The 25,056-nt window shown below is 64.1% G+C and carries 23 protein-coding genes; 12 read left to right on the top strand and 11 right to left on the bottom strand.

The genetic code is table 11. From position 1 onward, the window contains the following. The 3 genes from Q7T45_RS16810 to Q7T45_RS16800 all read right to left on the bottom strand — a co-directional run. A partial coding sequence (locus Q7T45_RS16810) for an acyl-CoA dehydrogenase family protein (RefSeq protein WP_304872081.1) occupies nucleotides 1-577 on the bottom strand: 577 nt, incomplete at its 3' end. Nucleotides 578-692: 115 nt separating this feature from the next. Next, nucleotides 693-1,070, bottom strand: coding sequence for a VOC family protein (locus Q7T45_RS16805; RefSeq protein ID WP_304872080.1), 378 nt, complete (start codon nucleotides 1,068-1,070; stop codon nucleotides 693-695). Nucleotides 1,071-1,133: 63 nt separating this feature from the next. Then, the gene (locus Q7T45_RS16800; RefSeq protein ID WP_304872079.1) at nucleotides 1,134-1,913 is read right to left on the bottom strand and encodes an SDR family NAD(P)-dependent oxidoreductase; all 780 of its coding nucleotides are present in this window, start codon (nucleotides 1,911-1,913) and stop codon (nucleotides 1,134-1,136) included. A gap of 193 nt (nucleotides 1,914-2,106) precedes the next feature. Between Q7T45_RS16800 and Q7T45_RS16795 the strand changes: the two genes are divergently transcribed. From Q7T45_RS16795 to Q7T45_RS16785, 3 genes are read left to right on the top strand one after another with little or no spacing between them, the layout of a single operon-like run. Beyond that, nucleotides 2,107-2,898, top strand: coding sequence for an enoyl-CoA hydratase/isomerase (locus Q7T45_RS16795; protein WP_304872078.1), 792 nt, complete (start codon nucleotides 2,107-2,109; stop codon nucleotides 2,896-2,898). After that, nucleotides 2,895-3,878, top strand: a complete 984-nt coding sequence (locus tag Q7T45_RS16790; RefSeq protein ID WP_304872077.1) for a phosphotransferase family protein — start codon at nucleotides 2,895-2,897, stop codon at nucleotides 3,876-3,878. The genes Q7T45_RS16795 and Q7T45_RS16790 overlap by 4 nt, the downstream gene beginning before the upstream one ends. Nucleotide 3,879: 1 nt before the next feature. Then, nucleotides 3,880-4,254 carry a DUF6285 domain-containing protein gene (locus Q7T45_RS16785; protein ID WP_304872076.1) on the top strand — a complete coding sequence of 125 codons (375 nt, stop codon included), beginning with the start codon at nucleotides 3,880-3,882 and terminating at the stop codon, nucleotides 4,252-4,254. A 130-nt stretch (nucleotides 4,255-4,384) separates the two neighbouring features. On the opposite strand, the gene Q7T45_RS16780 is transcribed toward Q7T45_RS16785, so the two are convergent. Continuing rightward, nucleotides 4,385-5,164: an enoyl-CoA hydratase-related protein gene (locus Q7T45_RS16780; RefSeq protein WP_304872075.1), complete on the bottom strand. Its 780-nt coding sequence runs from the start codon at nucleotides 5,162-5,164 to the stop codon at nucleotides 4,385-4,387. A gap of 224 nt (nucleotides 5,165-5,388) precedes the next feature. Between Q7T45_RS16780 and Q7T45_RS16775 the strand changes: the two genes are divergently transcribed. Further along, nucleotides 5,389-6,663 carry an acyl-CoA dehydrogenase family protein gene (locus Q7T45_RS16775; RefSeq protein ID WP_304872074.1) on the top strand — a complete coding sequence of 425 codons (1,275 nt, stop codon included), beginning with the start codon at nucleotides 5,389-5,391 and terminating at the stop codon, nucleotides 6,661-6,663. A 245-nt stretch (nucleotides 6,664-6,908) separates the two neighbouring features. On the opposite strand, the gene Q7T45_RS16770 is transcribed toward Q7T45_RS16775, so the two are convergent. Next, the gene (locus Q7T45_RS16770) at nucleotides 6,909-8,486 is read right to left on the bottom strand and encodes a fatty acid--CoA ligase (RefSeq protein ID WP_304872073.1); all 1,578 of its coding nucleotides are present in this window, start codon (nucleotides 8,484-8,486) and stop codon (nucleotides 6,909-6,911) included. Between the two features lie 221 nt (nucleotides 8,487-8,707). Next, complete coding sequence (locus Q7T45_RS16765; RefSeq protein WP_304872072.1) at nucleotides 8,708-9,580, bottom strand: SDR family oxidoreductase; 873 nt, start codon at nucleotides 9,578-9,580, stop codon at nucleotides 8,708-8,710. A 114-nt stretch (nucleotides 9,581-9,694) separates the two neighbouring features. On the opposite strand from Q7T45_RS16765, the gene Q7T45_RS16760 reads away from it, so the two are divergent. The 3 genes from Q7T45_RS16760 to ppc all read left to right on the top strand — a co-directional run bounded on the left by Q7T45_RS16760 (nucleotide 9,695) and on the right by ppc (nucleotide 15,212). Next, the gene (locus tag Q7T45_RS16760; protein WP_304872071.1) at nucleotides 9,695-10,510 is read left to right on the top strand and encodes a crotonase/enoyl-CoA hydratase family protein; all 816 of its coding nucleotides are present in this window, start codon (nucleotides 9,695-9,697) and stop codon (nucleotides 10,508-10,510) included. A gap of 140 nt (nucleotides 10,511-10,650) precedes the next feature. Then, nucleotides 10,651-12,195, top strand: a complete 1,545-nt coding sequence (locus Q7T45_RS16755; RefSeq protein WP_304872070.1) for an acyl-CoA synthetase — start codon at nucleotides 10,651-10,653, stop codon at nucleotides 12,193-12,195. Between the two features lie 230 nt (nucleotides 12,196-12,425). Then, on the top strand, nucleotides 12,426-15,212 hold the full coding sequence (ppc, locus tag Q7T45_RS16750) for a phosphoenolpyruvate carboxylase (protein WP_304872069.1): 2,787 nt from the start codon (nucleotides 12,426-12,428) through the stop codon (nucleotides 15,210-15,212). Nucleotides 15,213-15,293: 81 nt separating this feature from the next. Here the strand turns inward: ppc and Q7T45_RS16745 are convergent, their stop codons facing one another. The 4 genes from Q7T45_RS16745 to Q7T45_RS16730 form a co-directional block, all read right to left on the bottom strand. Next, nucleotides 15,294-16,466 (bottom strand): SMP-30/gluconolactonase/LRE family protein, encoded by a 1,173-nt coding sequence (locus tag Q7T45_RS16745; RefSeq protein ID WP_304872068.1) that lies wholly within the window; start codon nucleotides 16,464-16,466, stop codon nucleotides 15,294-15,296. Between the two features lie 193 nt (nucleotides 16,467-16,659). Next, the gene (locus Q7T45_RS16740) at nucleotides 16,660-17,574 is read right to left on the bottom strand and encodes an SDR family oxidoreductase (RefSeq protein WP_304872067.1); all 915 of its coding nucleotides are present in this window, start codon (nucleotides 17,572-17,574) and stop codon (nucleotides 16,660-16,662) included. Between the two features lie 170 nt (nucleotides 17,575-17,744). Continuing rightward, nucleotides 17,745-18,884, bottom strand: coding sequence for a thiolase (locus tag Q7T45_RS16735; RefSeq protein WP_304872066.1), 1,140 nt, complete (start codon nucleotides 18,882-18,884; stop codon nucleotides 17,745-17,747). Nucleotides 18,885-18,889: 5 nt separating this feature from the next. Continuing rightward, on the bottom strand, nucleotides 18,890-19,303 hold the full coding sequence (locus Q7T45_RS16730; protein ID WP_304741010.1) for a Zn-ribbon domain-containing OB-fold protein: 414 nt from the start codon (nucleotides 19,301-19,303) through the stop codon (nucleotides 18,890-18,892). A 244-nt stretch (nucleotides 19,304-19,547) separates the two neighbouring features. Here Q7T45_RS16730 and Q7T45_RS16725 point away from each other — a divergent pair, with 244 nt between their 5' ends. The 5 genes from Q7T45_RS16725 to Q7T45_RS16705 all read left to right on the top strand — a co-directional run bounded on the left by Q7T45_RS16725 (nucleotide 19,548) and on the right by Q7T45_RS16705 (nucleotide 24,661). Continuing rightward, entirely contained in the window at nucleotides 19,548-20,897 is a 1,350-nt protein-coding gene (locus Q7T45_RS16725) for an amidase (protein ID WP_304872065.1), read from the top strand. Beyond that, nucleotides 20,890-21,576: a DUF2848 domain-containing protein gene (locus Q7T45_RS16720; protein WP_304872064.1), complete on the top strand. Its 687-nt coding sequence runs from the start codon at nucleotides 20,890-20,892 to the stop codon at nucleotides 21,574-21,576. The genes Q7T45_RS16725 and Q7T45_RS16720 overlap by 8 nt, the downstream gene beginning before the upstream one ends. Before the next feature lie 221 nt (nucleotides 21,577-21,797). Continuing rightward, entirely contained in the window at nucleotides 21,798-22,538 is a 741-nt protein-coding gene (locus tag Q7T45_RS16715) for a 2OG-Fe(II) oxygenase (RefSeq protein ID WP_304872063.1), read from the top strand. Next, nucleotides 22,535-23,203, top strand: coding sequence for a DNA oxidative demethylase AlkB (alkB, locus tag Q7T45_RS16710; RefSeq protein WP_304872062.1), 669 nt, complete (start codon nucleotides 22,535-22,537; stop codon nucleotides 23,201-23,203). Before Q7T45_RS16715 ends, alkB begins: the two co-directional genes overlap by 4 nt. Nucleotides 23,204-23,425: 222 nt before the next feature. After that, nucleotides 23,426-24,661, top strand: a complete 1,236-nt coding sequence (locus Q7T45_RS16705) for an MFS transporter (RefSeq protein WP_304872061.1) — start codon at nucleotides 23,426-23,428, stop codon at nucleotides 24,659-24,661. 54 nt (nucleotides 24,662-24,715) lie between these two features. Here Q7T45_RS16705 and Q7T45_RS16700 read toward each other — a convergent pair. Next, nucleotides 24,716-25,056 (bottom strand): thiamine pyrophosphate-dependent enzyme (locus Q7T45_RS16700; RefSeq protein WP_304872060.1); only part of this gene is annotated, 341 nt, incomplete at its 5' end.

Raw genomic sequence — 25,056 nt, 5'->3', positions numbered from 1 at the left:
AGATGTAGTATTTCTCGCCATTGATGACCCATTCGTCGCCGACCAGTTTTGCGGTGGTCGAAATATTCTTGGCGTCGGACGAGGCGACGTTCGGCTCGGTCATGGCATAGGCGGAACGGATCTCGCCGGCCAGCAGCGGCTTCAGCCACTTGTCCTTCTGCTCCTTGGTGCCGACGCGTTCCAGCACCTCCATGTTGCCGGTGTCGGGCGCCGAGCAGTTCATCGATTCCGAGGCCAGCGGGTTCTTGCCGAGTTCGGCGGCGATATAGGCATAATCGAGGTTGCTGAGGCCTTCGCCGGTTTCGGCATCCGGCAGGAAGAAGTTCCACAGCCCCTCGGCCTTGGCCTTGTCCTTGGCCTTCTGCAGCACGTCGAGCTGGCCGGGCGCGAAGCTCCAGCGATCGGCCTTCTTTTCGCCCAGCCGGTAGAATTCAACCGACATCGGCTCGACGGTTTCGCGGATGAACTTGTTGACATGGTCGAACAGCGGCCGCGCCTTGTCGGACATGCGCAGGTCGTTCAACTCGTCGCCGGGATCCATCGCATAGCTCGTGGGCACACTGACGTTCTTGTTCATGTTCTTGATCCTCCCAGGAAAAGCAACTTTACAGCCGCGCCAGGCCTAAGTCTGGCGCTATTTGATCACCGGCGCCGAATTATTGCTGTTTCAAACAATGTTCGACCGCGGCGGCTCAGCCTAGACGGTGCATGGCGCAGATCTTGTTGCCGTCGGGATCGCGCAGATAAGCGAGATAAAGCTTTCCCGCGGGACCTTCGCGCACGCCTGGCGGATCCTCGCAGCTCGTTGCGCCATTGGCGATGCCGGCCGCATGCCAGGCATCGGCCTGCTCGGGCGAAGCGGCGAGAAACCCGATCGTCCCGCCATTGGCAGGGGTCGCGGGCTTGCCGTCGATCGGCTTCGACACCGAGAACACGCCGGTCTTGGTGCGGTAGAAAATCCGGTGGCGGTCCAGCCGGCCGGGGGGAACGCCGAGCGTGCCGAGCAACGCGTCGTAGAACGACTGGGCTTTCTCGAGGTCGTTGGTTCCGATCATCACGTGCGAAAACATCCTGCATTTCCTCCCTGTTCGCCGAGCGGCTGCAGCCGCCTCGTGCCTACGTCTCTTGTCGTGTCAGAACGCTGTATAGCCGCCATCGATCACAAAGCAATCGGCGGTGTGATAGGATGACGCCTGGCTCATCAGATAGACCGCGATGCCGCCGAAATCCGCTGGCTCGCCGAACCGCCGCACCGGAATCCGCGGCATCACATTGGCGACGAATTTCTCGTTGGCCATGATACCCGCCGTCATGTCGCTCTTGATCCAGCCTGGCAGGATGGCATTGGCGGTGACGCCCTGGCGGGCCAGCTCGACCGCGAGCGCACGGCACAGCGCGTTGATCGCGGCCTTGGTGGCGGCGTAATGCTCGTTGCGCGCGGTGCCGAAAATCGATGCCAGGCTCGACGTCGCGACCAGCCGGCCGAAACGGTCGCCGGCCTCGGCGCGTTCGGTCATGTGCCGTGCTGCGGCCTGGAACACGTGGAACACGCCGTCGAGATTGGTGGCGAACATTTTTCGCCATTCCTCCTCGGTGCGGTCGATGAAGGCGCGCCGCCCCCCGCCGCCGATGCCGGCATTGGCGAAACAGCCGTCGACCCGGCCGAATGCCTCGATCGTCGCGGCCATCGCCGCCTTGACCGAAGCGGAGTCGCTGACGTCGCAGACCCTTGTGTCGGTCTTGCCCTTGGCACCCGCCATGGTCGCCGCCGCGGCCTTGTTCTTGTCGGCGTTGCGGCCCCAGATCGAGACGTTGCAGCCGGCGGCGGTGAGCGCCTGCGCGATGCCGAGCCCGATACCGCCATTGCCCCCGGTAATGACGGCGACGCGCCCGGTGAGGTCGAATATGCTCATGGGTGGATTCCTTGGGACGTTTCTTGGAGATGTTTCCATTTGGGCCGACGCGCTTTAGATGTGCGTCCGATGGCGGGCTGATGTTCTGGTCCAACCATGGACAAGGCTATCAAGAAAATCAAATATGGCCTGGAGAGAAGACCCTTTGTACCGCAGGGCGAAATAATGCGGGTCGCAACACACGAGGAAACCAATGCAGTTCAAGCACGTCACGCTGGATATCGACGGTCCGGTTGCCATTCTGAAGCTGGACCACCAGGAGGTGATGAACGCGGTGTCGATGGACATGCTGGGCGGCCTTGCCGAGGCGCTCGACACCATTGAGGAGAAAAAGGCCGAAGTCCGCTGCGTGGTGCTGACCGGGGCGGGGCGCGCGTTCTGCACCGGGGCCAATCTGCAGGGCCGCAACAACCAGAAGCTCGGCAAAAGCAACGCGGGCGCCTCGCTCGAGACCGGCTTCCATCCGTTCCTGCGCCGGCTGCGCAACCTGCATTGTCCGATCGTCACCGCGGTCAACGGACCGGCGGCCGGCGCCGGCATGAGCTTCGCGCTGATGGGCGACATGATCCTGTGCGCGCGCTCATCGCATTTCCTGCAGGCGTTCCGCCGCATCGGCCTCGTGCCGGACTGCGGCTCGACCTGGCTGCTGCCGCGGATGATCGGCAAGGCGCGCTCGGTGGAGCTGTCGCTGATGGGCGAACGGCTGCCGGCCGAAAAGGCGCTGGAATGGGGGCTGGTCAACCGGGTCCATGACGATGCTGATTTGATGGGAGAGGCCATGAAGCTCGCCCATGAGCTCGCCAACGGTCCGACCATCGCGCTGTCGCTGATCCGCAAACTGTACTGGGACAGCCCGGAAAACTCGTTCGAGGAACAGCTCAACCTCGAATTCGAATCGCAGCGGCAGGCGGGCGCGGCGGAGGATTTCAAGGAAGGCGTCACCGCGTTTCTGGAAAAGCGTCCCGCCCAATTCAAGGGCAGATGATGCAGGAAGCGCTCGGGCGCTGCGTCGCGTCGTGGTGTCCGGGCGCCACCGGCGTCGCCAACGCGGCGCGGCTGTCCGGCGGCGCCAGCCAGGAGACCTGGTCGTTCGACATCGTCCATCCCGATGGCGTCATCGGCGCGATCCTGCGCCGGGCGCCGCAGGGCCATGGCGCGTCGCCGCGCGCCGTCGGGCTGGATATCGAGTCCGTCCTGATGCAGCGGGCGTTCGACGCCGGCGTGCCGTCGCCACGGGTGCTGCATGTGCTGCAGCCTGGGGACGAACTCGGCACCGGTTTCATGATGGCGCGGGTCGAGGGCGAAACCATCCCGCGCAAGATTTTGCGTGATGCCGAGTTTGCCGAGGCACGTCCGAAACTGGCGCGGCAGATCGGCGGGATTCTGGCCGGCATCCACGGACTCGACCTCGCGCAACTACCAAAACTTCGCGCCATGACGGCGGCAAAGGAAATCGGTGAGCTGGAGCGGGATTACCGCAGCTTTGAGTGGCCGCGGCCGGTACTCGAGCTGGCGCTGCGCTGGCTCAGGGATCACGACCCCGGTCCGTCGGAGCAAATGACGCTGGTGCATGGCGATTTCCGCCACGGCAATCTCATCATCGGCCCCGACGGCGTGCGCGCGGTGCTGGACTGGGAACTCGCGCATGCCGGCGATCCCATGGAAGATCTGGGGTGGGTTTGCGTCAATTCGTGGCGGTTCGGCGAGATCGACAAGCCGGTCGGCGGATTCGGCACCCGCGAGGAACTGTTCGCCGGCTACCAGGCGGCCGGCCGCCGCGTCGATCCCGATCGGGTGAAATTCTGGGAAGTGATGGGCACGCTGCGCTGGGGCGTGATGTGCTGCGGCATGATGCGGCACTTCCGCATCGGCCCCGAGCATTCCATCGAGCGCGCCATGATCGGGCGGCGCTCGTCGGAAACCGAGATCGATCTGTTGCGGCTGCTGGCACCGCGGGGGAAGTAGAATGCAGGACGAACCGACACCGGAAGAACTAACCAAGGCGGTCGCGGACTTCCTGCGCAACGACATTGCGCCTCTTCTCAGCGGCCACAACGCATTCAAGCTGCGGGTCGCCATCAATGCGCTCGATCTGGTGACGCGCCAGCTCAGGCTGGAGGAGGGGAGCGACGCCGCCGAAGCGGCGCGGCTGTCACAGCTGCTCGGCCAGCAGGGCTCGCTCGCGGAACTCAACCGCGCGCTCGCCGACCGCATCGCGAGAGGTGAGGCGGATCTGCAGACGCTGGGGCTGTCGGAGCATCTGTGGCAGACCACGATGGACAAGCTGGCGGTCGATCAGCCGAATTACGGGTCGTATAAGCGGGAGTTGGGCACGAAGTAGTTTAGCGCCGCTCTATCCACGTCATTGCGAGGAGCGCTTGCGACGAAGCAATCCATCTTCCATCTCGCTGGCTTTAAGATGGATTGCTTCGCTGCGCTCGCAATGACGGTGAGAGAGTGGAGCGCTATTCCTACTTCCCCAGCCATTTCGGCGGACGCTTCTCCGAAAACGCCTTGGGGCCTTCGATGTAATCCTGCGACGCCGCCATTGCCTTCACGGCGGGATATTCGCGCTGCTCGGAGATCGCCTGCTCCAGCGAGACCGACAGTCCCTTCTGGATCGCCTGCTTGGAGGCGCGGATCGACATTGGTGAATTCTTGCAGATGGTCTCGGCCCAGCGCTCGGCGGCCGCCAGCGCTTCGCCTGCCGGCACCACTTCATTGACGAAGCCGAGTTCCTTGCCTTCCGCCGCCGAAACATGGCGCGCGGTCAGGATCATGCCCATGGCGCGCTTCAACCCGATCTGGCGCGGCAGCCGGTGCACGCCGCCGGCCAGGGCCGCGAGGCCGACGCGCGGCTCCGGCAGCGCGAAGGTGGCATTCTCGGAGGCGATGATGAGGTCGCAGGCCAGCGCGATCTCAAAGCCGCCGCCCATGGCGACGCCGTTGACGGCGGCAATGATCGGCTTGTCGCAGTCGAAGCGCGAGGTGAGGCCGGCGAAGCCGCCGGTGTCCCAGCCGCGCTTGCCGCCGGCCGCCTGCCATTTCAGGTCGTTGCCGGCGCAGAACGCCTTGTCGCCGGCGCCGGTGACGATCGCCACCCATTGTTCCGGATCGGCGGAGAAATCGTCGAACACCTTGTTCAGTTCGAAATGCGCATCGGTATGCAGCGCGTTGTACACTCCCGGCCGCGACAGTGTCACGATCGTGATCGGTCCCTTGCGTGTCACCTTGGAAAATTTCAGTTCCATGTTTTCTCCCGTCGGACTTTTTTCTGTGGCGCGGAATGCTGGGCCGGATATTAGCTTGCTCCCGCACTTCGGCGCCACCCAATTACGCTGGGCGCCTGCGCGTGCCAGGCGCCACCCGGTTGCTTGACTTGGACGCCGTCTTCTCAGCTTAATCGATCCGAAGCGGAGGCGCGTAGCACCTTAACGCAAAACGACAAATAACGATATCTTTGGGAGAGACCGCCGTGGATTTCAATCTGCCAGCCGACCTGGTCGCCTATCTCGACGAACTCGACCAGTTCATCGCGCGCGAGATCAAGCCGATCGAGGCGGCGGACGACAACATCCGCTTCTTCGATCACCGCCGCGAATGGGCGCGAACCGATTTCGACAATGGCGGCCTGCCGCGCCATGAGTGGGAAGTGCTGCTGCGCAGGGTGAAAAACCTCGCCGACGCCGCCGGGCACCTGCGCTTCGCGATCCCGAAACAGTATGGCGGCAAGGCTGGCGCCAACCTCTGGATGGCCGTGATCCGCGAGCATTTCGCCGCCAAGGGGCTTGGCCTGCACAACGACCTGCAGAACGAACATTCGATCGTCGGCAATCTGCCGCTGGTCACCATGCTCGACCGTTATGGCCGCGACGACCAGAAGGTGATGATCGAAGGCTCCATCACGGGAAAATTCCGCATCACCTTCGGCCTGACCGAGCCCGAGCACGGCTCCGACGCCACCCACATGGAGACCCGCGCGGTCGAGGCGACCCGCGAAGGCATCAAGGGCTGGGTGATCAACGGCGAGAAGATGTGGACCACCGGCATGCATGTCGCGACCCATTGCGCGCTGTTCGCGCGCACCAGCGGCAATGACGGCGATGCCCGCGGCATCACCTGCTTCCTGGTGCCGGCGAAGGCAGAGGGCGTGAAGGTGGAGGAATACATGTGGACCTTCAACATGCCGACCGATCACCCGCGCGTCAGCTTTACCGATGTGTTCGTGCCCGAGGATGCGCTGTTCGGCGAAGTCGGCCGCGGCCTGTCGCTGGCGCAGTGTTTTGTGCACGAGAACCGGATCCGGCAGGCCGCGAGTTCGCTCGGCGCCGCGGTGTTTTGCATTAACGAAAGCGTAAAATACGCGCGTGAACGCAAGCCGTTCGGCAAGGCCTTGGCCGAAAACCAGGCGATCCAGTGGCCGCTGGTCGAACTCGCCACGCAGGCCGAAATGCTGCGGCTGTTGATCCGCAAGACCGCCTGGGAGATGGACCAGCTGACCCAGGCGCAGGTTGAGCACACGCTGTCCGACCGGGTTTCGATGTGTAATTTCTGGGCCAACCGGCTGTGCTGCGAAGCCGCCGACCGCGCCATGCAGGTCCATGGCGGCATGGGCTACTCCCGCCACAAGCCGTTCGAACACATCTACCGTCACCACCGTCGCTACCGTATCACCGAAGGTAGCGAGGAAATCCAGAAGCGGAAGGTGGCGGGATTCCTGTTCGGCTATATGGGCGCGGGGAAGCATTGAGGGGAGAAACGTGCACAATCTCTCATCCGTCGTCCCGGCCTCCGAGCCGGGACCCATAATCCCGGTCGTCTGCTGTGGGAGCGTGACGCTTCAACAAGGCCACTGACACTTCCCGTAATCTTGACCGCTGCGGCGTATGGGTCCCGGATCAGCGCTCGCTGTGCTCGCTTGTCTGGGACGACGGGGGAGACCTCGGTGACTCGCAACGACGTTGAGGGAGCTGCGCTTCGCTCAATGATGGTACCTCAATTCACCTGCCGGTCCTTCCCCGCCCAATACGGGTCCCGCAGATGCCGCCGCAAGATCTTTCCCGACGCGTTGCGCGGCAGGGCTTCGATGAAATCGATCGTTTTCGGAGTCTTGAAGCCCGCGATACGCTCGCGGGTAAAATTGATGATGTCGGATGAGGTCGCCTTCTTGCCGGGCTTCATCACCACGATGGCCTTGACGGCTTCGCCCCATTTGTCGTCGGGCACGCCGACCACGGCGACTTCGGCCACGTCAGGGTGGTCGCAGATCGCACTTTCGACTTCGGCGGGATAGATGTTCTCGCCGCCGGAGATGATCATGTCCTTGATGCGGTCGTGGATGTAGAGATAGCCGTCCTTGTCCATGTAGCCGGCGTCGCCGGTGCGCAGCCAACCCTCGCTGTCGAGCGTCCTGGCGGTGGCCTCCGGCAGGTTCCAGTAGCCGACCATGTTGGAGCCGGAACGGGTGGCGATCTCGCCGACCTCGCCCGGCGGCAACCGCTTGCCATTGGGGTCGAGGATCGCGAGTTCAATACCGGGCAGGGCCTTGCCGGCCGAGCGCATGCGGTCCAGCCCCTCGACGTGATCTTCCGGCGGCAGCGCCACGATGGTGCCGGTGGTCTCGGTCATGCCGTACATCTGCACGAAACCGCATTTGAAGACTTCGATGCATTCCTTCAGCAGCGCCGCCGGAATCGGCGAGGCGCCATAGAGCATGTATTTCAGCCTGGAAAAATCCACCTGTCGCGCGCGGGGCTGCCGCACCACGAACTGCATCGCGGCCGGCACCATGAACAGCTTTGTAATTCCGGACTGCTCGAAGAAATCCAGCACCTTTGTCGGATCGAACTCGCGCGCGATCACGCCCCGGGCGCCGTGATAGAGGCCCATCACGCCCCAGCCGGAGCCGCCGATATGGAAGATCGGCATCGCCACCAGCGAGACGTCGTCGATCGACCACTTGTTCCAGTCGGGTTTCTGTTCGCGGCCGGTCTCCACCAGGTTGAGAAAATTGGCATGCGACAGCATCGCGCCCTTCGGCTTGCCCGTGGTGCCCGAGGTATAAAGCTGGATCGCGATATCCTTGCGGTCGATCGGGACCTTGGGGTCGTCGCCGCTCTGGGCGTCGCGCCAGGCGATAAAATCCTGCCATTCCGGCGCGCCGCCTTCGGTCGTGATGACGTGGCGAACGTTCGGCAACTGCGGCAGGATGTTGCGCACCTGGGTGACGAATTCGGGCCCGACGAACAGCACCGGCGCCTTGCAGTCATCGACGATGAAGGTAACTTCCGGTCCGGCCAGTCGCCAGTTCACCGGCGCCATCACCACATTGGCCTTCATCGCGCCCATCAGCAGCTCGAAATAGATGTCGCTGTTCTTGCCGAGATAGGCGATCCGCTCGCGCGGTTTGATGCCGAGCGCGATCAGGGCGTTGGCGACGCGGTTGGTCTTGATGTCGAACTCGGCGAACGAGGTCTGGCGTCCCTCGAATTCATAGGCAATGGCGTCGCCGCGCGTTTTCGCGCGTGCGCGCACCATGTCGGCCAGGTTGGCCGGTTCCTCTGAGACGGACATGTTTCTCCGGTTTGTTTATTTGTCGGGATAGTGGCGTCGTTGCGCGGCAAAGACAATACGGAAGCATTGTGCTTCAATATCTCAACACGTCGTCCCTGCGAACGCAGGGACCCATACGCCGTGTCGTCTCGACGAAGCGCGGTAGCAGTCATACTTCGCAATAGCGAACGTCCGGGATTATGGGTCCCTGCGTTCGCAGGGACGACACCGAATGTGATCTCTCACCCCCTCTGGGCGCGGTCCTTTTCGTTCTGCGCCTTGATCGAATCGCGGGCCCGGGTCCAGTCGGCGTCGGTCCAGTCACGCATCTCGTAGAAGTTGCCACCGGTGGCCAGCGCCTGGGCGCCGTCCATGGCGATGGTCTCGCCGTTGATCCAGTCGCAGCCGCCCGAAATCAGGAACACCGCGAGGTTCTGCAGTTCTTCCATCTTGCCGACGCGGCCCATCGGATTCCTGGCAATGGTGCGCGCGCCGGGCTCGTCGCCGGGGTTGAGACGCTTGCTCATGCCTTCGGTCGGGATTTCGCCGGGCGCGATGGTATTGAGCCGGATGCCGTAGCGGCCCCATTCCATCGCCAGCGACATGGTCATGGCGTGGATCGCGGATTTGCTCATCGCCGACGGCACCACATAGGGGCTGCCGTTGCGGACCCAGGTCACGGTGATCGACACCACATTGCCGGGCTGCTTGGCGGCGATCCAGCGCCGGCCCACCGCGTGGGTGACATAGAAGGTGCCGTGCATGACGATGTTGGCGATCGCGTCGAAGCCGCGCGGCGTCAAATCCTGGGTGCGCGAGACGAAATTGCCGGCGGCGTTGTTGATGAGGTCGGTGAGCGGGCTTTGCGTGAAGATGGTCTCGATCATCTCGTCGACCGCGAGCGGGTTGCGGATATCGACACCGTGGGTTGTCACCCGGCCGCCATAGAGGTCCATCAGCTCGGTCGCGGTTTCGTCGCAGACGCCCTTGCGGCGGCCGCAGATATGGATTTCGGCGCCGAGCTCGAGGAAGCGCGCGGCCATGGCTTTGCCGAGCCCGCTTCCGCCGCCGGTGACAAGGATGTTTCGTCCGGTAAGGAGTTTTTCAGTGAACATAGCTGGTTCCACCCAAAGGGATTGCTTGCCTGTTAATTGGTTGATTGACTAAATCCGCACAACGCCTTTCTGTAAAGCGGCAACAACCAAGAACACGTGTAAGGGAGCAATCTGATGGAGAAGCGCGTCGAGGTCACGATTTCGGAGGGCGTCGCCGACGTCCGCCTGGTTCGGGCGGACAAGATGAACGCACTCGATGCCGCGATGTTCGAGGCGCTGGTGGCGACTTCCGCCCGGCTCGCCCAGGAAAAAGGCCTCCGGGCGGTGGTACTATCCGGGGAGGGGCGGGCGTTTTGCGCCGGCCTCGACATGGGACGATTTGCCGCCATGAAGGAAAAGGGCGGCAACGGGGTCGCGGGCGGTGAAAAGCGCGACCTTTCCGTGCGCACCCATGGCCTCGCCAATTTTCCACAGCAGGCGGTGTGGGGTTGGCGGCAGCTCCCGGTGCCGGTGATTGCCGCGATCCAGGGCGTGGCGTTCGGCGGCGGCTTTCAGCTCGCGCTCGGCGCCGATATGCGGCTCCTTAGCCCCGATGCCCGGATGTCGATCATGGAGATCAAATGGGGGCTGGTGCCCGACATGGCGGGAACGCCGATCCTGGCCAGCCTGGTACGCGACGATATCCTGCGCGAACTGACCTTTACGGGACGGATTTTCTCGGCGCAGGAGGCCCTGAGCTACGGCCTTGCGACGCGCATCTGCGACGACCCGCGCGCGAGCGCCTTCGAGCTGGCGCGCGAGATCGCCGGCAAGAGCCCCGACGCGATCCGCGCCTGCAAGCGCATGCTCAACAACCTCACGGCCGATCCGGGACCTGCGCTGCTGGCCGAATCCGTCGAGCAGATGAAGCTGATGGGCAGCCCCAACCAGCTCGAGGCCGTCCGCGCCAACATCGACAAGCGCGCGCCGCGTTTTGCGGATGTGGGGTAGAGATTAGTCACCGGACGTAAAATCGTCATTGCGAGCGAAGCGAAGAAATCCATTTCGCCGCACAAAGAAAGAATGGATTGCTTCGTCGCAAGAGCTCCTCGCAATGACGAACTCTCGACGGATAGAGAAGAGACAAAAAAATGTCCACATCCCCGCCTTTCCTCGGCATCATCAGTGGCGACCGACGCCGCAGCCATGCCGAAATCGCCGATCGCGCCGACCGCATCGCCGGCGGATTGCGCAAGCTCGGCGTCGGGCAGGGCGACAGCGTCTGCATCCTGATGCGCAACGACATCGCCTTCATCGAGGCGGCCTATGCCGCGATGCGGCTCGGCGCCTACGCCGTGCCGGTCAACTGGCATTTCAAGCCGGAGGAAATCAATTACATCCTGAAGGATTCCGGAACGCCGGTGCTGATCGGCCATGCCGACATGCTGCATCAGCTGCGCGACGCCATTCCCACCGGCGTCACCGTGCTCAGCGTGCCGACGCCGCCGGAAATCCTTGGCAATTACAAGATCGATCCGGCGCATCTCGCCACGCCCGATTTCGCCACAGATTTCGAACTTTGGTTGCAGGCGCAGGCGCCCTATGACGGCCCGGCGTTGCCGCAGCCGCAGAACATGATCTACACCTCGGGCACCACCGGTCACCCCAAGGGTGTGCGGCGCAACGCACCGACGCCGGCGCAGAGCGCCAATGCGGAAGCGATGCGCGCGATGATCTATGGCCTGAAGCCGGGCGCGCGGGCGCTGTTGCCGGGTCCGCTGTACCATTCCGCGCCGAACTCGTTCGGCCTGCGCGCCGGCCGTCTCGGCGGCGCGCTGGTGCTGATGCCGCGGTTCGATCCCGAGGAATTCTTGCGGCTGGTCGAGCGCGAGAAGATCGACACCATCTTCATGGTGCCGACCATGTTCATCCGGCTGATGAAGCTGCCGGAAGCGGTACGCCGGAAATACGACATGTCCTCGCTGCGCCATATCATCCACGCCGCCGCACCCTGTCCGGCCGACGTCAAGCGCGCGATGATCGAGTGGTGGGGGCCGGTGATCTACGAATTCTACGGCTCTACCGAGTCAGGCGCGGTCACTTTTGCGAACTCCGAGGATGCGCTGAAGAAGCCAGGCACGGTGGGGAAGATCGCGCCGGGCGCGGAGCTGCGCTTTGTCGGCGACGATGGGAAGATTTTGCCGCAAGGCGAGATCGGCGAAATCTATTCGCGGATCCCCGGCAATCCGGATTTCACCTATCACAACAAGCCGGAAAAGCGCGCCGAGATCGATCTCGACGGGTTCATTACCTCAGGCGATGTCGGTTACATCGACCAGGACGGCTACGTCTTCATCTGCGACCGCAAGCGCGACATGGTGATCTCGGGCGGCGTCAACATCTATCCCGCCGAGATCGAGTCCGCCCTGCATGCCGTGCCGGGGGTGCACGACTGCGCGGTGTTCGGCATTCCGGATGCGGAATTCGGCGAGGCGCTGATGGCGGTGGTGGAACCGCAGCCGGGCGTCACGCTGGATGTCGCTGACATCCGTACCCAGCTCAAGGCCTCACTCGCCGATTACAAGGTGCCAAAGCACGTCGAAATCCAGCAAAACCTGCCGCGCGAGGATTCCGGCAAGATCTTCAAGCGTAGGCTGCGTGATCCCTATTGGGAGCGGGCGGGAAGGAGGATTTGACTTCCTGTCGTCCCGGACAAGTGAGCGCAAGCGAACGCGGATCCGGGACCCATACGCCGTGTCCTCGCGTTCGGGCACGGCAGTAGTCACCTTTGGTCAACCGATAAGCTGCGGAGTATGGGTCCGCGTTCGCGGGGACGACGAGAGCGGTTGCTCCCATCTTTATCTTGCACTGCGGCAAAAAACTTGCACACTCCAGAACTGCCGGGCAATTTCTGGAGTAACCGACCATGTCACCCCAGATCGTGCCTTCCGACCCGGATTTGCGTCCCAACCGCAGCGAGGACATCGAGGCGGACGCCCGGCTTCGTGAGGACATCCGGCTGCTGGGGCGCATTCTTGGCGACACCGTGCGCGACCAGGAAGGCGCCGACGTGTTCGATCTCGTCGAGCGCATCCGGCAGACCTCGATCCGGTTCCACCGCGACGACGACAAGCCGGCGCGGCGCGAGCTCGAACTGATCCTCGACAGCATGTCGACCAGCCAGACCGTGCGCATCGTGCGCGCTTTCAGCTATTTTTCGCATCTGGCCAACATCGCCGAGGACCAGAACAACATCAGGCAGATGCGGGTGCGCTCGACCGCTGGTGGCACACCGCGCCCGGGCACGCTGCCGCTGACCCTGGCGCATGCCCGCGCGGCCGGTTTTACTGCCGCCGACCTGCGCAAATTCTTCTCGGAAGCCCTGATCAGCCCGGTGCTGACCGCGCATCCCACCGAAGTCCGCCGCAAGAGCACGATCGACCGCGAGATGGAGGTCGCAGCCCTGCTGGACCGCCGCGAACGGGTGCAATTGACGCCGGAAGAGATTGAAGCCAGCGACGAACAGCTGCGCCGCGAGGTGCTGACGCTGTGGCAGACCAATTTGTTGCGCCGGACCAAGCTCACCGTGCTCGACGAAGTCGCCAACGGCCTGTCGTTCTATGACTACACCTTCCTGCACGAGGTGCCGCGGCTGCACTGCGCCCTGGAGGACCGCCTGAACGAGGGCGATGCCGTACGCGGCGAACTGGCGTCTTTCCTGCGGATGGGAAGCTGGATCGGCGGTGACCGCGACGGCAACCCGTTCGTGACCGCCGAGGTGATGCGCGGCACGCTCAAGCTGCAGTCGAGCCGGGTGCTGCGCTTCTATCTCGAGGAACTGCACGTGCTCGGCTCCGAGCTGTCGATGGCGGCGCACTTGGCCGACGTTTCCAAGGATCTGCGCCATCTCGCCGAACGCTCGCCCGACAAGTCGCCGCATCGCAGCGGCGAGCCCTATCGCCTCGCGGTATCGGGCATTTACGCACGGCTGACCGCGACCGCGCTGAAGCTGGATGTCGGCATTACCCGACGGCCCGTCGGCGAAGCCGCTGCTTATGCCGATGTGGCGGAGTTCAAGACCGATCTCGATATTCTCTATCGCTCGCTGATCTCGAACAATTCGGGCGTGATCGCGCGCGGACGGCTGCGGCTGTTGCGCCGCGCCGTGGATTGTTTCGGTTTCCATCTCGCCAGCCTCGACATCAGGCAGAATTCCGCCGTGCACGAGCGCACGGTCGCCGAACTGATCGATGCGGCGATGCCCGGCATGTCCTATCTTGACCTGAACGAGGAGGCGCGGATCGCGCTGCTGTCGGGCGAATTGCGCAATGCGCGCCCGCTGACCTCCGCCTTCGTCAAGTACAGCGAGGAGACCGCGGGCGAACTCGCGGTGTTCCACGCCGCCGCCGAGGCCCATGCCAAGTTCGGCAGCACCGTGATTTCCCAATGCATCATCTCGATGTGCAAGGGCATGTCCGACATGCTGGAGGTGGCGGTGCTCTTGAAGGAGGCCGGCCTGGTCCATCCCTCCGGCCGCAGCTCGATCAACATCGTGCCGCTGTTCGAGACCATCGAGGACCTGCAGGCATCGAGCGGCATCATGGACCGCATGCTGGCGCTGCACGATTACCGCAGGCTGGTGGACAGCTGCGGCGCGGTGCAGGAGGTGATGCTCGGTTATTCCGACAGCAACAAGGATGGCGGTTTTGTCACTTCCGGGTGGGAGCTCTACAAGGCCGAGATCGGCCTGATCGAGGTGTTCGAGCGCCATCACGTGCGCTTGCGGCTGTTTCACGGCCGTGGCGGCTCGGTCGGCCGCGGCGGCGGGCCGAGCTATGACGCCATCATCGCGCAGCCTGGCGGCGCGGTGAACGGCCAGATCCGCATCACCGAGCAGGGCGAAATCATCTCCAGCAAATATTCCAACGCCGAAGTCGGCCGCAGCAATCTGGAAATCCTCGCCGCCGCCACGCTGGAGGCGAGCCTGCTGCAGCCCAAGCACAGCGCGCCACGGCGCGAATATCTGGAGGCGATGGAGCAATTGTCGGAGTTGGCCTTTGGGGCTTATCGCGGCCTGGTCTACGAGACCGACGGTTTTGTGGAATATTTCTGGGCTTCCACCGTCATCACCGAAATCTCGACGCTGAATATCGGCAGCCGGCCGGCGTCGCGCAAGAAGACCCGCGCCATCGAGGACCTCCGCGCCATTCCCTGGGTGTTCAGCTGGGCGCAGTGCCGGCTGATGCTGCCGGGCTGGTACGGCTTTGGCAGCGCGGTGGAAGCCTGGATCGCCCAGCATCCCGACAAGGGCATGCCGTTCCTGAAGGAGCTCTACCGCGAGTGGCCGTTCTTCCGCACGCTGTTGTCGAACATGGACATGGTGCTGGCAAAAAGCTCGATCGCGATCGCCTCGCGCTATGCCGAACTGGTGCCGGACACGGAGTTGCGCGAAAAGATATTCGGCCGCATCCGGCGCGAATGGCATCTCTCGATCGAGACGCTGCTGGACATCATGGGGCAGGAACGCCTGCTGCAGGGCAATCCGCTGCTGGAACGCTCGATCCGCAACCGCTTCCCTTATCTCGATCCGCTCAACCACGTGCAGGTCGAGCTGTTGAAGGAACACCGCGCGCAAAACCCCGACGAGCAGGTGCTGCGCGGCATCCAGCTCACGATCAACGGGATTTCGGCGGGGTTAAGGAATAGCGGGTAGGGAAGAGATGCGAATAGCGAATGGCGAGTAGCGAATGGAAGCAGGCCCCATTCGCTACTCGCCACTCGCTATTCGCCTTCCTTACGGCTTCAACGCGCCCTGCGCACTGGTGTAGACGGCATAGAGCGATGACGAGCCGCAGATGTACAGCCGGTTTCGCTGCATACCGCCGAAGCACAGATTGGCGACCGTTTCCGGGATGTGGATCTTGCCGAGCAGATCGCCGTCCGGCATGTAGCAGCGCACGCCGTCCTCGTTCGGATCGCCCCAACCGACGGAGCACCACAGGCGTCCCGCGGTGTCGCAGCGCAGCCCGTCGGTGATGCTGGGCTTGGGGATGTCCGTAAAGACCTTGCTGTTGGAAAGCTTGCCGGCCGCGTGATCGACGTCGAACACGCGGATATGCGACGGGTTGTCCGGCCCGTCCGTAAAACCGGTGTCGCAGATGTAGAGCTTCTTCTCGTCGGGCGAGAAGCAAAGGCCGTTGGGCTCCACAAAATCGTCGACGACCATCTTGATGTCACCGGATTTCGGATCCACCCGGTAGACGTTTTTCTTGTCCTGCTCGGCGTCGGCCTTGATGCCCTCGTAGAAGCCGCCGATGCCGTAGGCTGGATCACAGAACCAGATCGTGCCGTCGGCCGCGACCACCGCGTCGTTCGGCGAGTTGAGCTTCTTGCCGTTGAACTTGTCGGCGATGATGGTGATCGAGCCGTCGAGCTCGGTCCGGGTGACCCGCCGGCCGCTATGTTCGCAGGTGATCAGGCGTCCTTCCCGATCGATGGTGTTGCCGTTCGAATTCATCGACGGCTGGCGGTAGACGCTGATGTGACCGTCATCCTCCGAAAAACGCATGATGCGGTTGTTGGGAATGTCGCTGAACAGCACGTAGCGGCCGGCCGGGAAGTACACGGGGCCCTCTGCCCAGCGAAAACCGGTGGCGACGCGCTCGACCGCCATGGTGCCGGCGAAGGCCGGGAAGCCGGTCGGCCCGAACGAGACCCCTTTCTTTTTTATCGACTCCAGGCGGGCGTCCGGATAGCGCGCCCCGGACAGTGGCCCAAGCGGCAGCGACGGGCTTGCAGTGGTTGGAACGCCGGTTTGGCCGAACGGCGTTACGGTTGCCGCAGTGGCGGCTTTCGCGGTCACGGCGGTTGCGGCCAACGCCGCCGCGCCCTTGAACAAGGTGCGGCGATCGAGCCGGTTCGATCCCGCTTCGGTCCGGTGGTCAGGCAGATCAGTCCAATTTGTCATGATTTCCTCCCAGGATTTTTTGTTGTTGGGGAGGCAAGTGTAGCCCGTATTCCGGCGGAATGCGGGCGAAATTTTGGGAAACAACTGGAGGTGGCGGGATTCGTAGGGTGGGCAAAGCGCTTGCGTGCCCACCATTCTCTTTGCGAAAGGTGGTGGGCACGCAGGCGCCTTCGCCCACCCTACGATGCGATGATCAGATCGGATCCCAGGGAAAAATATCCGCGGAGCGGTCGAGCTTGTAGAACGAGCCCTTGAGCGCCGGCATGCCGTGCTCGGCGATCGTCTGCGGCGTCCAGCCTTCGCTGCGATGCACCGAGCGCAGCGGCCGGTTCTGGCTGAACAGGAAAAGCTCGTTCATGCGCGCGCCGAAGATCTGCCCCGAGACCTCCTTGGCGGCGTCGCTGAGCAGATAGGCGCAGACCGGTGCAATCTTTTCCGGGCCCATCTGCTTGATCTTCTCGACCCGCGCCTTCTCGGCCTCGGTCTCGGTCGGGATGGTGCCGATCATGCGGGTCCAGGCGAATGGCGAGACGCAGTTCGAGCGCACGTTGAAGCGCCCCATGTCGAGCGCGATCGATTTCGACAGGCCGACGATGCCGAGTTTTGCTGCTGCATAATTGGCCTGGCCGAAATTGCCGATCAGGCCCGAGGTCGAGGTGAAGTGCACGAAGGAGCCGCTCTCCTGTTCGCGGAATATTCGCGCCGCGGCGTGGCTGACGTAGAACGAGCCCATCAGGTGCACCTTGATGACGGATTCGAAGGCTTCCACGCTCATTTTGTGGAAGATCATGTCGCGAAGGATGCCGGCATTGTTGACGACGCCGTCAAGCCGGCCGAAATGATCGGTCGCCGTTTTCACGATCTTGCTCGCGGGGATCGCTTCCGCCACCGACTCGAAATTGGCGACCGCGGTGCCGCCGCGCTTCTTGATTTCTTCGACCACTTCCTCGGCGGGTGCTGCGCTCGATCCGGCACCGTCGGCGGCAACGCCGGGATCGTTGACCACGACCTTGGCGCCCTCGGCGGCGCAGAGCAGCGCGATCTCGCGGCCGATGCCGCGGCCCGCGCCGGTGACGATGACGACTTTATCCTGCAGTGATTTTGTCATGGGGTTCTCCCGGTGAGTTGTTGCTTTCACCTCTCCCCGCTTGCGGGGAGAGGTCGGATCGCGAAGCGATCCGGGTGAGGGGGACTATCCGCGAGTGCGAGTCTGTTGAGAGTCCCCCTCACCCCAGCCCTCTCCCCGCAAGCGGGGCGAGGGGGAAGAGGGAGTCGTGATTACTTCTCGTTCGTAAAGATGATCGTGCCGGATGCCGCGAACATGCCGCCGACGCCATGGCAGACCGAGATTTTGGCGTCCTTGACCTGTGCCGGCGCGATGCCGCGCATTTGCCGAACGCTCTCCTGCAGCGCGTACATGCCGTACATGCCCGAATGCATGTAGCTGAGGCCGCCGCCATTGGTGTTGAGCGGCAGCTTGCCGCCGGGGCGGGTGTTGCCGTCGGCGATGAACTTGCCGGTCTCTTCATGTGGCATGAAGCCGAGATCGCCGAGGCCGTAGAGTGGTAGATGCGCGAAGGCGTCGTAGATCATGAGGTGGTCGACGTCCTTGTGCGCAATGCCGGCCTCCTTGAAAGCGAGGGGACCCGCGGTGCGGAAGGCGCGCGAACTGTCGAACGTCTCCATCTGGCTGACCATCGGCGTTTCCACGCTCTCGCCGGTGCCGAGGATATAGACCGGCTTGTTCGGGAAGTCCTTGGCGCGGTCGGCGCTGGTGAGGATCAGCGCGCCGCCGCCGTCGGTGACGAGGCAGCACTGCAGGATGCGAAACGGATAGGCGATCATCTTCGAGTTCAGCACGTCCTCGACCGTGATCGGCGCCTTCATGGTGGCGCGCGGATTCTTCGCGGCCCATTCGCGCTGCACCACCGCGACCATGGCGATCTGCTCATGGGTGATGCCGTGGGTCTTCATGTAACGCAGCACCGGGATCGGAAACATGCTCGGCGGCCCGTAGACGCCGAACGGCGATTCGAACTGGCCGTTCAGGCTGTCCGGCGGCGTCGAGCGCGGCAGCTTGCCGATCATCGACTTGCCGCTTTCGGCATGGGTAATCAGCACGGTCTTGCACAGCCCGGCCTCGATCGCGGCGGCGGCGTGGCGGACATGCAGCATGAACGAGCAGCCGCCCACCGAGGTGCCGTCGACCCAGGTCGGCTTGATGCCGAGGTAATGCGCGATCTGCTGCGGCGTTTCCACCGCGGTGGCGATGCCGTCGATATCGGACAGTTTCAGACCGGCATCGGCAATGGCGTTGAGCGCCGCATCGGCGTGCAACTGGATTTGCGACATGTTGGGAATGACGCCGAGCTCGGTGGTCTCGGCGGCGCCGACGACGGCGACTGCGTTTCTGCGCATGGTGCTTAGCCCTTCGCCGGACGGAACAGGGGAAGGGTGATCTTGTCGTCGAGCTTCTCGAACGCGACTTCCAGCTTCATGTCGAGCTCGAGCGCCTCCGGCGTCTGCGGGCAGTCGACGATATTGCTCATCATTCGCGGGCCTTCCTCCAGCTCCACCACGGCAATGGCGTAAGGCGGGGTGAAGCCGGGCGCGGCGGGGCGGTGATTGATGACATAGCTGTACAGCGTGCCCTTGCCGCTGGCCTTGAAGATGCTGACCTTGCGCGAGGCGCAGGACGGGCAGAACGGGCGCGGCGGAAAATAGACATTGGCGCAGGCGTCGCAGCGCTGCAGCCGCAGTTCGCCGGCGGCGGTGCCATCCCAGAAATGCTGGGTTTCCGGTGTCGGTTTCGGTCGCGCGCGCGCTGGCTCTGCCATATCGGTCATTTCCTCCGTTGGGGGTCGGGCTGCCCGGCCCGCTTGTTGCGATCTTGATGCGACATTGACCATCTGGCGTCAACGGTCCAGCCGCGCCGCTGCATGGCGCGTATTCCGGCACGCGCACTATCGGTCGCCTGGAGAGCTTGCATGCCACCGCCAAAGCGCGCTTGCCTCGAGGATTGATCGGCCGCGCGCCGTGCTCCATAACAGTACCGCAACCTGGATGAAGCGAGCACGCGCCATGCCGAACGCCCCGACCCTTGCCGCACTGGCCGACGATCTGGCCAGCGGCCGCACCAGCGCCCGCAAGCTGGTCGACGGCTGTCTCGCCAAAATCGCCGATAGCGCGGGCGAGGGGGCGCGGGCTTTTGTCCGAGTCGACGCCGAAGCCGCGATCGAGGCCGCCGAGGCGATGGACCGGCTGCGTGAGATCAAGGCGGCGCCGTCGCGTTTCGCCGGCATTCCGGTCTCGATCAAGGACCTGTTCGACATCAGGGGCCAGGTGACCCGCGCAGGCTCCCGCGCGCTCGACGACTCAGCCCCGGCGGAGGCCGATGCATCCGCGGTGGCGCGGCTGCGCCGGGCCGGTTTCGTGGTGATCGGCCGCACCAACATGACCGAGTTCGCCTATTCCGGCATCGGCATCAATCCGCATTACGGCACGCCGAAGGGCGCCTGGAATCGCAGCGTCGGCCATGTGCCCGGCGGATCGTCGTCGGGTGCGGCGGTGTCGGTGGTCGATGGCATGGCGCATGGCGCGCTCGGCACTGACACCGGCGGCTCCTGCCGGATTCCGGCGGCCTATAACGGCATCGTCGGGTTCAAGCCGACCCAGCGCCGGGTGCCGCTCGACGGCGCGGTGCCGCTGTCGTCGACGCTCGACAGCATCGGCCCGCTGGCGCGCACGGTGGCGTGCTGTGCGGCGCTCGATGCCGTGCTCGCCGACGAGCCCTTCGTGCCGCTACAGCCGCGCCCGATCAAGGGGATGCGGCTGGCGGTGCCGACCACGGTGGCGCTCGACGATCTCGACGATGAAGTCGCGCGGACATTCGAGCGCGCGCTGGAGACGCTGTCGCGGCAAGGTGCGCTGATCGAGCGGATCGAGGTGCCGGAATTCCTCGACGTCGGAGTGATGAACACCAAGGGCGGCTTTGCCGCCGCGGAGAGCTTTGCGTGGCATCGCTATCTGATCGTAAGCAGTGGCGACGTCTACGACCCCCGCGTCTCCCTGCGCATCATGCGCGGCGAAAGCATCAGCGCCGCCGACTACATCGATCTGCTGGTAACGCGGAAGTCGATGATCGAGCGCGCCACGATCCGCCTCGCGCCCTATGACGCGCTGGTCATGCCGACCACCGCCAATACGCCGCCCGTGATCGCCGATCTTGCCGACGACAAGGCCTTTACCAAAGCGAACCTGCTGTCGCTGCGCAATTGCACGCTGATCAACATGATCGACGGCTGCGCCATCTCGCTGCCCTGCCATCGCGAGGGCGAGGTGCCGGTCGGATTGATGCTGGCGGCATCGGGCGGGTCGGATCGCCGCATTCTTGAACTTGCCGCCGGCATGGAGGACGCCATTCGTGTTTGATCTCACCTTTACCCTCCAGGACAAAGGCGCCGGCACGCCGCTGACGTTGCCGATCCGGCAGGCCGTGATCGCCGGCTGGACCGGTCGCGATCCGGTGGCGCGCGACAAGCACATCGCCGAGCTGGAAGCGATCGGCATCGCCCGGCCGGCCTCGACGCCGATCTATTACCGCGTCTCGGCGCGGCGGCTGACCACCACGGACAGCATCGAAGTCTGCGGGCCGGATTCCAGCGGCGAGGTCGAATTCGTGCTGATCGGCTGGCAGGGCCGCATCCTGGTCGGCCTCGGCTCCGACCACACCGACCGCAAGGTGGAAGCCTACAGCGTCACCGTATCGAAGCAGATGTGCGACAAGGTGATGGCGCCTGTCTTGTGGGAACTGGAAGATGTCATCGGCCACTGGGACCAGATGACCCTGCGCTCCTGGGCTTGGATATCAGGCGAACGCGTGCTGTACCAGGAAGGCACACTGGATCACATGCTTTCCGTGAAGGAATTGATCCAGCGCGGTTTTGGCGACAAGGGATTGCCCGACGGTTGCGCCATGTTTGGCGGCACCTTTGCCGCCAAGGGCGGCATCCGCCCGGCCGATCGTTTCGAATACGAATTCGAGGATCCCGTGCTCAAGCGCAGCATCCGGCATGCGTATGATGTGACCGTGCTGCCTGTGCTGGGGTAAGGGCGGCGCGGCCTTCACCGCGGTCGTCCCGGACAAGCGAGCAACGCGAGCGCTGATCCGGGACCCATACGCCGCGGCTTCTCGTTAGGAAAGGCTGTTCGACGATTTTCGTGTAGCCCGGTTATCCTGTGGTTATGGGTCCCGGCGTTTGCCGGGACGACGAGGGAGTCTTCCCGGAAATCGGGTGGTGGGAACTGGCAGTCTCTGCAAAACTCGCCGGCATGAAATCAAATCTCAAGGCAATCGCTCCCTCCCCCGACATCGCCGCCCGCGTCGACGCTATCGACTGGACGCAGGCCACAACCAATCTCGACGCCCAGGGCTGCGCCGTGCTCAAGGGCATGCTCTCGCCGGAGGAATGCGGCGACCTCGCGAGGCTCTATCCCGACGACAAAAATTTTCGCAGCCGGGTGGTGATGGGCCGCCACGGTTTCGGCCGCGGCGAGTATAAATACTTCTCTTACCCGCTGCCCGATCCGATCGCGGGCCTGCGCCCGGCGCTCTATGCAAAACTCTGCGGCGTCGCCAACCGCTGGAACGAGGCGATGGGGATCGATATCCGTTATCCCCAAAACCACGACGCCTTCCTCAAGCGCTGCCATGAGGCAGGGCAGGTTCGGCCGACGCCGCTGCTGCTGCAATATGGCGCCGGCGACTACAATTGCCTGCATCAGGATCTCTATGGCGAGCACGTGTTTCCGCTGCAGGTGGCGATCCTGCTGTCGGAGCCGGGCCGCGATTTCACTGGCGGCGAGTTCGTCCTGACCGAGCAGCGGCCGCGGATGCAGTCGCGGCCGGAAGTGGTGCCGCTGACCCAGGGCGATGCGGTGGCATTTGCTGTGCACCACCGGCCGGTGCAGGGGACGCGCGGCTTCTATCGGGTTAATCTGCGCCATGGCGTCAGCCGGCTCCGCTCCGGTCACCGCCATACCGTTGGCGTGATCTTTCACGATGCAAAATGAGTGCGGATCTATTGACGGCCGATCTGTTTGAAAGCGTTCCCGATCTGCGTCCGTCGCGCGAAGCGATGGCGGACGGCGCCGTGCTGCTGCGGGGCTTCGCCCGGCCGGTCGAGGCCGAGCTGATCGCTGCGATCGGCGAGATCGTGGCGCAGGCGCCGTTTCGTCACATGGTGACGCCGGGCGGCCATTCGATGTCGGTGGCGATGACCAATTGCGGCAGCGCCGGCTGGGTCACCGACCGCAGCGGCTATCGCTACGACGGTGTTGATCCGGAATCCGGCGCACCGTGGCCCGCCATGCCGCGCTCGTTTCGCGTGCTGGCCGCGCGAGCGGCGGCCGAGGCGGGATTTGACGGTTTTGCGCCGGACGCATGCCTGATCAACCGCTACCATACGGGAGCGCGCATGTCGCTGCACCAGGACAAGGACGAGGACGATTTCAGCGCACCGATCGTCTCGGTCTCGCTGGGCCTGCCGGCGGTCTTCCTGTTCGGCGGCTTGCAGCGCAGCGACAAACCGCGCCGGTTTAGGCTCGAGCACGGCGACATCGTGGTATGGGGCGGCCCGTCGCGGCTGTTTTTCCACGGCATCGCCCCGCTCGCCGACGGCGAGCACGCCTTGCTGGGCCGCCAGCGCATCAATTTGACGTTTCGGAAAGCGCGGTGAGGCGAGGGGCGCCTTTCTTCCCCTCTCCCCTTGCGGGAGAGGGTGGACGCGATGCGCAGCATCGCGGACGGGTGAGGGGTCTGTCTCCGCGGATAGAGACCCCTCATCCGCCCTCGCTTCGCGAGGGCACCTTCTCCCACAAGGGGAGAAGGGAAGAACGGCCGGCCCGCCTTCCCATTGTTGCCCCCGCCGGTCTATGCTTGCCCCGCTGGGGAGACAACCATGAGCGATAGCAAAGCATCGGCCGACACGGGCGCTGGCAGCCGCACCGGAGTCTATCTCGCGGTCCTGCAACTGGTGTTCACGCTGGGCTGGACCACCTATGTGATCTATCTGCCAAAACTCTGCGCGCAGGTCGGGATCGCGCCGTCTTACGTCATCTTCATCCTGATGCTGGACCAGGCGATCTTCACCATCACCGATACCGCGATGGGGATCGCCGCCGACAAGATCGCGCCTTTCGTCGGCCGGCTCGGTGTGTTCGTCGGCGTCACGACCGCGATCTCCTGCGCGGCCTTTATCGCGCTGCCCTATGTGGCCGGCACAGGCCCGGGCGCGCAGGTCTGGTTCATTGTCCTGATCCTGATCTGGGTCGTCACCTCGTCGGCGCTGCGCGCCCCGCCGCTCACGCTGCTGGGGAAATACGGTGCGAGACCCGCGCTCCCGTTCTTGTCGGCGCTGGCGATGCTCGGCTACGGTCTGGCCGGCGCGGTGTCGCCCTATCTCGGCGTGATCATGCGCAACCAAGATGCGCGGATTCCCTTCGTGATTTCGGGCGTGGTGCTGCTGATTACCGCGCTGGCGCTGTCGAAAGTCGAGCGCGGTCTGGCGCAGCAACCCGCCGCGCCGATCAAACCGGTCGAACCGGCCAAACCGCTCGGCCAGATGCCGATGTTCTTCATCGGATCGATGGTGCTGCTCTCGCTGGGCTACCAGCTGCATTTCAGCATCAACAGCGGGCCGTTCTTCCTGCGGTTTGCCAAACCGGATGACCTGCAATGGCTGATGCCGGTGTTCTGGATCGGTTTCAATATCGCGATGTTTCCGGCCAGCGTGATCGTGAAACATCGCGGCGGCTTGATCGTGATGGGTGCCGCCGGCCTGTTGGGCGCTCTGGCGGTGATCGGTGCGGAGTTCGCAGGCAGTCTCAACATGCTGATAGCAGCGCAGTTCATCGCGGGCGCGGCGTGGGGCTGCATGCTGATGAGCGCGGTGGCAGCCGCGCTGGCGATCGGGGATACCGGCGCCGAAGGCAAGGTGGTGGGGCTGGTGTTCTCGGCGCTGGCGCTGGCGACCTTCGCCCGGATGGCGGCGGTCGCGGGTGGCCTGCAGAAGCTGCCGGAATACGCGCCGCTGCTGCAGTGGGCGCCGGTGGCATGCTGGGCGGTAGCAGGCGCCGGCCTGCTGGCGATCGCGGCGTTGTGCGCGCAGCAGGGGATGATGATGCGGAGAGTGTGACTTCCTCCCCTCCCTCCACGCGCCCTTGCGCGTGGCGGGAGGGGAGAAGAGTCACTACGGTTTCGCCGGGTGAATGAACGTCCACGGCGTCACTTCCGAATCTCTGGGCACTTCGATGTCGATCAGATAGGGCCCGCCATGCGCCAGCGCCTTTTCCAGCGCGGCACGAAACTGATCCGGCGCGGTGACGCGCGCCGCACCCACTCCAAAGGACTCCGCGAGCTTGACGAAATCCGGATTGACCAGGTCGGACGCCACCACGCGGCCCGCAAAGCGCTCGCGCTGGTCGCGCCGCACATTGCCATAGGCGTTGTTGTTGAACACCAGCGTCACCACGCCGATGTTGAACTGCACGGCGGTCGCCAGTTCCTGCACGCCGAACATGAAGCCGCCAT

This window comes from Bradyrhizobium sp. (assembly GCF_030646015.1).
Classification (GTDB): Bacteria; Pseudomonadota; Alphaproteobacteria; order Rhizobiales; family Xanthobacteraceae; genus Bradyrhizobium.
This window is presented reverse-complemented; position numbering and strand designations above follow the sequence as displayed.

Bases quoted from the DNA above. Each gene is read 5' to 3' on its own strand.
- alkB (WP_304872062.1), top strand. From the start codon at position 22,535: ATGAGTGCGGATCTATTGACGGCCGATCTGTTTGAAAGCGTTCCCGAT.
- Q7T45_RS16785 (WP_304872076.1), top strand. From the start codon at position 3,880: ATGCAGGACGAACCGACACCGGAAGAACTAACCAAGGCGGTCGCGGAC.
- Q7T45_RS16745 (WP_304872068.1), bottom strand. From the start codon at position 16,466: ATGACAAATTGGACTGATCTGCCTGACCACCGGACCGAAGCGGGATCG.
- Q7T45_RS16740 (WP_304872067.1), bottom strand. From the start codon at position 17,574: ATGACAAAATCACTGCAGGATAAAGTCGTCATCGTCACCGGCGCGGGC.
- Q7T45_RS16770 (WP_304872073.1), bottom strand. From the start codon at position 8,486: ATGTCCGTCTCAGAGGAACCGGCCAACCTGGCCGACATGGTGCGCGCA.
- Q7T45_RS16800 (WP_304872079.1), bottom strand. From the start codon at position 1,913: ATGAGCATATTCGACCTCACCGGGCGCGTCGCCGTCATTACCGGGGGC.
- Q7T45_RS16790 (WP_304872077.1), top strand. From the start codon at position 2,895: ATGATGCAGGAAGCGCTCGGGCGCTGCGTCGCGTCGTGGTGTCCGGGC.
- Q7T45_RS16730 (WP_304741010.1), bottom strand. From the start codon at position 19,303: ATGGCAGAGCCAGCGCGCGCGCGACCGAAACCGACACCGGAAACCCAG.
- Q7T45_RS16795 (WP_304872078.1), top strand. From the start codon at position 2,107: ATGCAGTTCAAGCACGTCACGCTGGATATCGACGGTCCGGTTGCCATT.
- ppc (WP_304872069.1), top strand. From the start codon at position 12,426: ATGTCACCCCAGATCGTGCCTTCCGACCCGGATTTGCGTCCCAACCGC.
- Q7T45_RS16755 (WP_304872070.1), top strand. From the start codon at position 10,651: ATGTCCACATCCCCGCCTTTCCTCGGCATCATCAGTGGCGACCGACGC.
- Q7T45_RS16780 (WP_304872075.1), bottom strand. From the start codon at position 5,164: ATGGAACTGAAATTTTCCAAGGTGACACGCAAGGGACCGATCACGATC.
- Q7T45_RS16760 (WP_304872071.1), top strand. From the start codon at position 9,695: ATGGAGAAGCGCGTCGAGGTCACGATTTCGGAGGGCGTCGCCGACGTC.
- Q7T45_RS16715 (WP_304872063.1), top strand. From the start codon at position 21,798: ATGAAATCAAATCTCAAGGCAATCGCTCCCTCCCCCGACATCGCCGCC.
- Q7T45_RS16725 (WP_304872065.1), top strand. From the start codon at position 19,548: ATGCCGAACGCCCCGACCCTTGCCGCACTGGCCGACGATCTGGCCAGC.
- Q7T45_RS16765 (WP_304872072.1), bottom strand. From the start codon at position 9,580: ATGTTCACTGAAAAACTCCTTACCGGACGAAACATCCTTGTCACCGGC.
- Q7T45_RS16805 (WP_304872080.1), bottom strand. From the start codon at position 1,070: ATGTTTTCGCACGTGATGATCGGAACCAACGACCTCGAGAAAGCCCAG.
- Q7T45_RS16735 (WP_304872066.1), bottom strand. From the start codon at position 18,884: ATGCGCAGAAACGCAGTCGCCGTCGTCGGCGCCGCCGAGACCACCGAG.
- Q7T45_RS16705 (WP_304872061.1), top strand. From the start codon at position 23,426: ATGAGCGATAGCAAAGCATCGGCCGACACGGGCGCTGGCAGCCGCACC.